We start from the raw sequence: 6,818 nt of genomic DNA on the forward strand, positions 1-6,818 counted from the left end.
CACCAGACCCGCCGGTGGAACCCGAAAGTCAAGCGCTTCATCCTCACCGAGCGCAGCGGCATCCACATCATCGACCTGCAGCAGTCGCTGACGTACATCGACAAGGCGTACGAGTTCGTCAAGGAGACGGTCGCCCACGGCGGCACGATTCTCTTCGTCGGCACCAAGAAGCAGGCACAGGAAGTCCTCGCGGAGCAGGCCACGCGCGTCGGTCAGCCCTACGTGAACCAGCGCTGGCTCGGTGGTCTGCTGACCAACTTCCAGACGATCTCCAAGCGCCTCGCGCGCATGAAGGAGCTCGAGGAGCTCGACTACGAGGTCCCCGCGAACAGCGGCTTCACCAAGAAGGAGCTCCTGCTCAAGAAGCGCGAGCTCGACAAGCTCCACAAGTCGCTCGGCGGCATCCGCAACATGACCAAGACGCCTTCGGCGATCTGGGTCGTCGACGCGAAGCGCGAGCACCTCGCGATCAACGAGGCCACGAAGCTGGGCATCCCGGTCATCGGCATCCTCGACACGAACGCCGACCCGGACGAGTTCCAGTACCCGATCCCCGGCAACGACGACGCGATCCGTTCGGTGAGCCTGCTCACCCGCATCATCGCCGACGCCGCCGCCGAGGGCCTCATCCAGCGCCACAACCCGGCYGACGAGTCGGCGGAAGCTGCCGAGCCCCTCGCCGACTGGGAGCGCGAGCTGCTCGAGCAGGGCGCGGCTGAAGAGGTCGCTGACGCGGTCGTCGAAGCCGTCGTCGAGGCTGAGGCCGCCTCGGGCATCGATGTGGTCGAGGTCGACGTGGTCGAGGTCGTCACCGAGACCGCCGATGGCGTCGAGGTCGAGGTCGTCGAGGTCGACATCGTCGAGGCTGACGCAGCCGAGGCCGAGGTCGCCGAGTCCCCCGAGGCCGACGCCAAGTAGTCACGCGCAGGCACTCCGCCTGCAGGATTCCGTCTCGGCGGTGCCGACCGTCATGCGCGCGTCGGCCCCGCCGAGACATCCCCAGAACTCACACAAACCAAGGAGCCGCCACCCATGGCAAACTTCACGATCGCCGACATCAAGGCGCTGCGCGAGCAGCTCGGAACCGGCATGGTCGACACCAAGAAGGCTCTCGAAGAGGCTGACGGCGACGTCGAGAAGGCCGTCGAGATCCTGCGCCTGAAGGGCGCGAAGGGCAACGCCAAGCGCGCCGACCGCTCGACGAGCGAAGGCCTCATCGCCTCCCGCGAGGTCGATGGCAAGGTCACGATCCTCGAGCTCGCGTGCGAGACCGACTTCGTCGCGAAGAACGTCCGCTTCATCGCGCTGGCCGACAAGGTCGCGGATGCCGCGGCCGCCGTCGCCGCCGACTCCGTGGAGGCTGCCCTCGCGGCTCCGGCCGGCAGCCAGTCCGTCGCTCAGCTGATCGACGACGAGGCCGCCATCATCGGCGAGAAGGTCGAACTGCGTCGCGTGCGCACGCTGTCCGGCGACAAGTTCGAGATCTACCTGCACAAGACGAACAAGGACCTGCCCCCGCAGGTCGGCGTCGTGCTGGCGTACACGGGTGACGACGCCGAGACCGCCCGCAGCCTGGCGCAGCACATCTCGTTCGCGAACCCGTCCTACCTCAGCCGCGACGAGGTCCCCGCGGCCGACGTCGACAAGGAGCGCGAGATCGTCACCGAGATCTCGCGTCAGGAGGGCAAGCCGGAGGCAGCCCTTCCGAAGATCGTCGAGGGTCGCGTGAACGCGTTCTTCAAGCAGGTCTCGCTGCTCGACCAGGACTACGCGAAGGACAACAAGCTGTCCGTCGCGCAGGTGGCCAAGAACGCTGGGCTCACGCTCACCGGCTTCGCCCGCTTCAAGGTCGGCGCGTAGCACTTCAGGAAGGCCCGCATCGCAAAGCCGATGCGGGCCTTTCGCCTGCGTTCGATAGTCTGCAAACGCCACGAGAGGATCCCACGTGATCGATGAAGCGACCGGACGCCGCCGCGTCCTCCTGAAATTGTCCGGTGAGGCGTTCGGGGCGGGCCAGCTCGGCGTGAATCCCGATGTCGTCAGCCAGATCGCCCGCGAGATCGCCGCCGCGGTCGGACAGGTCGAGATCGCCATCGTGGTCGGTGGCGGCAACTTCTTCCGCGGCGCTGAGCTCAGCCAGCGCGGCATGGACCGCGGTCGTGCCGATTACATGGGCATGCTCGGCACCGTGATGAACGCGCTCGCGCTGCAGGACTTCCTGGAGCAGGCCGGCGCGGCCACCCGCGTGCAGTCCGCCATCTCGATGACGCAGGTCGCCGAGCCCTACATTCCGCGCCGCGCAGAGCGGCACATGGAGAAGGGCCGCGTCGTGATCTTCGGCGCCGGGGCGGGTCTTCCCTACTTCTCGACCGACACGGTCGCCGCCCAGCGCGCGCTCGAGATCGGCGCGATCGAGGTGCTCGTCGCCAAGAACGGCGTCGATGGCGTGTACACCGCCGATCCGAAGAAGGATGCCTCGGCCACCCGCATCGACCGCATCACGTACCAGGACGCGCTGCAGCGCGGCCTCAAGGTCGTCGACTCGACCGCGTTCAGCCTCTGCATGGACAACGGCATGGACATGCGCGTGTTCGGCATGGAGCCCGCGGGCAACGTCACCCGCGCCCTCCTGGGGGAACCGATCGGCACGCGCGTCACGGTCTGAGCCCGCCTCCCCGGCTAGACTGATGCTCTTGTAAGCCACGAGGGGAGTCGCTGTGATCGCCGACGTTCTGTCCGATGCCGGGGTGCGCATGGATCGCGCCGTGGAGGCAGCGAAGGAGGACTTCGCGACCGTCCGGACGGGTCGGGCGAACCCCCAGCTCTTCCAGAAGATCCTGGTCGACTACTACGGGACTCCGACGCCGTTGGCTCAGCTCGCCTCGCTCAACAACCCCGAGGCACGCACGATCGTCGTGACGCCCTACGACAAGTCGGCGCTCAAGGCCATCGAGCAGGCGATCCGCGACACGCCCAACCTCGGCGCCAACCCGACCAACGACGGCAACCTCGTGCGGGTCACCCTTCCCGAGCTCACCGAAGAGCGCCGTCGTGAGTTCGTCAAGATCGTGCGGAGCAAGGGCGAAGACGCGAAGGTGCACGTGCGCGGCATCCGTCGCAAGTCCAAGGACGATCTCGACGACCTCAAGAGCGAATTCGGCGAGGACGAGCTGGCACGTGCCGAGAAGGAACTCGACGCTCTGACGCGCTCGCACGTCGACGCCATCGACGAGGCCCTCAAGCGCAAAGAGACCGAGCTTCTCGAGGTCTGAGACAGACGATGACCGACCCATCCGGTGATGCACCGGGCGATCCGTCCGCGGATCCCGGACCCGCCCTGACTCGGCGCGAAGCCGCGCAGGCGCGCAAGGCGCCAGAAGAGTCGGCATCGACCGGCGCCTTCCCCGCGCAGGTGCGCTCCGCGCGCAACGAGTTCGAGAGCCAGGTCGCCCATGCGCGCGCCGAGTTCGAAGAGGCCAATGAACGGATCAAGCAGCGGACCGGCCGCGATCTGATCTTGGCGATCCTCATCGGCGTGAGCCTCGCGATCGTGCTGATCGGCTCGCTCGTGTTCGTGAAGTGGGGATTCCTCGCGCTCGCGCTCGCGGCGCTGGTATCCGGACTGTTCGAGTTCTGTCGCGCGCTTCGCACCGCGGGGCGCCGGGTCGATGTCATCCCGCACATCGTCGTCGGGGTCTGCGTGCTCCTCGCCGGGTACTTCCTCAGCCCCTGGCTGCACTGGGTGACGACCATCGTCGCGGTGGCCGTCGTCATCGTGTGGCGGCTGATCGCCCAGATGGCGGTGCGCGACGGACGCAGCTACGGCGATGTGCTCTCCGACGTCATGGCGGCGGGCTTCGTCCAGCTCTATGTGCCGTTCCTGGCGAGCCTGTGCGTGGTGCTGCTGCGCCAGGACGGGGGCGAATGGTGGGTGCTCGCCTTCATCGCGATCGTCATCGCCGCCGACACCGGCGCCTACGCATCCGGCCTCACCTTCGGCAAGCACCCCATGGCGCCGCTCATCAGCCCGAAGAAGACCTGGGAGGGCTTCGCCGGCGCTGGCCTGGCCGCGCTGATCGCGGGGCTTCTGCTCGGCCTGTTTATGCTCGGCATCCCCTGGTGGGCGGGGCTCATCACCGGCTTCGTGATCCTGCTGGCTGCCACGACCGGCGACCTCGCGGAGTCGATGATCAAGCGCGACCTCGGCATCAAGGACATGAGCTCCTGGATTCCAGGGCACGGCGGTGTGCTCGACCGCCTGGACTCCGTCCTTCCTTCGGGTCTCGCGGCCTTGATCCTCTACTACCTTCTCTCCCCGCTGGCGGCCTGATGTCTGAATCCGATCTCGAGAACACCTCCGCCCCACCGGCGCCGGCCTTCCCGGATGCACCGCACCGCGGCCGCGGTTATGAGAAGCGTGCGGTCGAGGCGTTCCTCGCGCACGCGCGCACCGCGTTCGAACTCGGGGACGAGTCGACCTCCATGACCTCTGCCGACATCCGGCACGTCGCCTTCCCGATCGTGAAGCACGGCTATTCGATCGCCGCGGTGGATGCCGCGCTCGGCCGGATCGAAGACGCCTTCGCCGCCCGCGAGCGCCGGCTCGCGCTCACTGAGAGCGGCGTCGGCGCCTGGGTGGGCCAGACCAAGGAGACCGCGCAGGTCGTGCTGGATCGTCTCTCCCGTCCGCGCGGGCACCGCTTCACGCGCGTGAACGCGCTGCGCTACGGATACCGCATCGACGAGGTGGATCTCGTCGCCGACAAGATCTCCCGCTACCTGGAGACGGGCGATTCGGTGAGTGTCGAGCAGGTTCGGGCGGTCGCCTTCCGCATGCAGCGCGGCGGGTACCGCGAGACTCAGGTCGATGCCGTGCTCGACGCGGTCGTCGAGGTGATGCTCGCCGTCGCATGAGCATTGCATGAGGGTCCGAGTCCGTCGGATGGCATGCTCCGGCTTCGCCGGGTACACTCAGGGACACTGTGACTTCCGGCAACGAGATGATTCCCGTGGCGCCCCGACGGATGCGTCGTCACGAACCGGCCCCCGCAGCGACGATCACCGTCGCTCCGGTCGGAGTGCCTGCCGCGACACCACGGTGGTCCCGCAGGCGCGGAGTGGTGAGCGTCTTCGCCGCGCTGGCCGCGATCGGATTCGTCGCGGCGTATGTCGGACCCATGGGCTCGGTGCTGGGCGAGGCCAACGCCGCCGAGACTACGCCGGTCACGCTCTACGCGAGTGGACTGGGTGACACGCAGACTCTGGCCCTGGATGCCGCGGTCTCGGACGAGGCGGTCTCGTTCGACCGAGGCGGCTACACGGTGTACGTCAAGCCGAAGCCCCCGCCCCCGCCTGCGCCCGTCGTCGGCAAGACCACCGGGTCCTCTGGAGCCGCCAAGTGGTCGCCGCCATTCGTCTCACCCGACCCCGGTACGGCGCAGTCCATCGCCTACGGCATGGTGCAGGCGCGTGGTTGGGGCGACTCCGAATTCGCCTGCCTCGTGGCGCTGTGGAACCGGGAATCCGGCTGGCGGGTCAACGCGTACAACGCGGGCAGCGGCGCATACGGCATCCCGCAGGCTCTGCCCGGCAGCAAGATGGGCTCGGTTGCGCCCGACTGGGAGTCCAACCCGGCCACGCAGATCACCTGGGGCCTGAACTACATCGGCGGCCGCTACGGCTCGCCGTGCGGTGCCTGGAACCATTCGCAGAGCACCGGCTGGTATTGAGCTCATGCCGCGGTCGAACCGTCGGCGTCCTGGCGCGGCGGGCAACGAGTCCTTCGAGCGCATGGTCGCGGGGTGGAAGCGCACCGAGACGCGACGCGGCGCGGAGTGGACGGTTCAGCCGGTGAGCGGAGCCCAGGCCGTCAAGGCGTACACCTGCCCGGGGTGCGGGCGGCAGATCGACCCCGGTGTGGCACACCTCGTGGCCTGGCGGGCAGACGGGGTGCTCGGCGAGGAGGCCGACCTGGCCGCGCGCCGACACTGGCACACGCACTGCTGGAGGATCGGCTGACGTGGAAATCCGTGGACCCGTGCTCCTGCCCGCCCGGCGCGAGGACATCGAACTCGAGACGCTCGACGGGCTGACGCTCGTCGGAGAGCTCGCCATGCCGGCAGAGCATGCGCCGGTCGCGACGCTCGTGACGCTGCATCCGCTCCCGACGGCGGGCGGGTTCATGGACTCGCACATCCTTCGCAAGGCCGCCGCTCGTCTGCCTGCGCTGGCCGACCTCGCCGTGCTGCGGTTCAACACGCGCGGCACGACGTCGCCGCGCGGGACGAGCGACGGCGCGTTCGACGGTGGACAGGCGGAGGCCTTCGATCTGGCGGCGGCGATGGACTTCGTCCGGGACCGCGCGCTGCCGCATCCCTGGCTCGTCGGGTGGTCATTCGGCACCGAGATCGCGCTCAAGTACGGCCGCGACCACGAGGTCGAGGGGGTGATCCTCCTCTCCCCGCCGCTGCACCGCGCCGGACCGGACGAGGTGGCCGCGTGGGAGGGCGACCGGCGCCGGATGATCGCGCTGATCCCCGAGTTCGACGATTACCTGCGACCGGATGCCGCGGCCGAAGGCTTCGCGTCGGTCCCGCACGCCGTGCTCATTCCGGTCGAGGGCGGCAAGCACCTGTGGGTCGGCGAGACGCAGACCCGGCGCGTCCTCACCGAGATCGTCGCGGCCGTCAACCCCGGTGCCCTGCCACTCCCGGAGGAGTGGCACGGGTCGTCCGAGTCATCCGCCGTGCTGCGGTTCAACACGCGCGGCACGACGTCGCCGCGCGGGACGAGCGACGGCGCGTTCGACGGTGGACAGG

Annotated in this window: 9 protein-coding genes; all 9 read left to right on the forward strand. The window is 68.6% G+C overall.

Features of this window, described 5'->3' with window-relative positions; genetic code table 11:
• Window positions 1-918 (forward strand): 30S ribosomal protein S2 (gene rpsB, locus AC1DVT_RS16690; protein WP_477390119.1); only part of this gene is annotated, 918 nt, incomplete at its 5' end.
• 114 nt (window positions 919-1,032) lie between these two features.
• Window positions 1,033-1,860, forward strand: coding sequence for a translation elongation factor Ts (gene tsf, locus AC1DVT_RS16695; RefSeq protein ID WP_457098413.1), 828 nt, complete (start codon window positions 1,033-1,035; stop codon window positions 1,858-1,860).
• An 85-nt stretch (window positions 1,861-1,945) separates the two neighbouring features.
• A complete protein-coding gene (gene pyrH / locus AC1DVT_RS16700; RefSeq protein WP_457098414.1) occupies window positions 1,946-2,665 on the forward strand; it encodes a UMP kinase in 720 nt (239 codons plus the stop codon).
• A 52-nt stretch (window positions 2,666-2,717) separates the two neighbouring features.
• On the forward strand, window positions 2,718-3,272 hold the full coding sequence (gene frr / locus AC1DVT_RS16705; RefSeq protein WP_477390121.1) for a ribosome recycling factor: 555 nt from the start codon (window positions 2,718-2,720) through the stop codon (window positions 3,270-3,272).
• Window positions 3,273-3,280: 8 nt separating this feature from the next.
• Window positions 3,281-4,330 carry a phosphatidate cytidylyltransferase gene (locus tag AC1DVT_RS16710; protein WP_457098416.1) on the forward strand — a complete coding sequence of 350 codons (1,050 nt, stop codon included), beginning with the start codon at window positions 3,281-3,283 and terminating at the stop codon, window positions 4,328-4,330.
• Window positions 4,330-4,914, forward strand: a complete 585-nt coding sequence (locus AC1DVT_RS16715; RefSeq protein ID WP_477390123.1) for a DivIVA domain-containing protein — start codon at window positions 4,330-4,332, stop codon at window positions 4,912-4,914. Before AC1DVT_RS16710 ends, AC1DVT_RS16715 begins: the two co-directional genes overlap by 1 nt.
• Before the next feature lie 206 nt (window positions 4,915-5,120).
• The gene (locus AC1DVT_RS16720) at window positions 5,121-5,729 is read left to right on the forward strand and encodes an aggregation-promoting factor C-terminal-like domain-containing protein (RefSeq protein WP_477390125.1); all 609 of its coding nucleotides are present in this window, start codon (window positions 5,121-5,123) and stop codon (window positions 5,727-5,729) included.
• A gap of 4 nt (window positions 5,730-5,733) precedes the next feature.
• Window positions 5,734-6,018, forward strand: a complete 285-nt coding sequence (locus tag AC1DVT_RS16725; protein WP_457098419.1) for a hypothetical protein — start codon at window positions 5,734-5,736, stop codon at window positions 6,016-6,018.
• A 1-nt stretch (window position 6,019) separates the two neighbouring features.
• A partial coding sequence (locus AC1DVT_RS16730) for an alpha/beta hydrolase (RefSeq protein ID WP_477390127.1) occupies window positions 6,020-6,818 on the forward strand: 799 nt, incomplete at its 3' end.

This window comes from Microbacterium sp. P2_F9 (genome assembly GCF_056403635.1).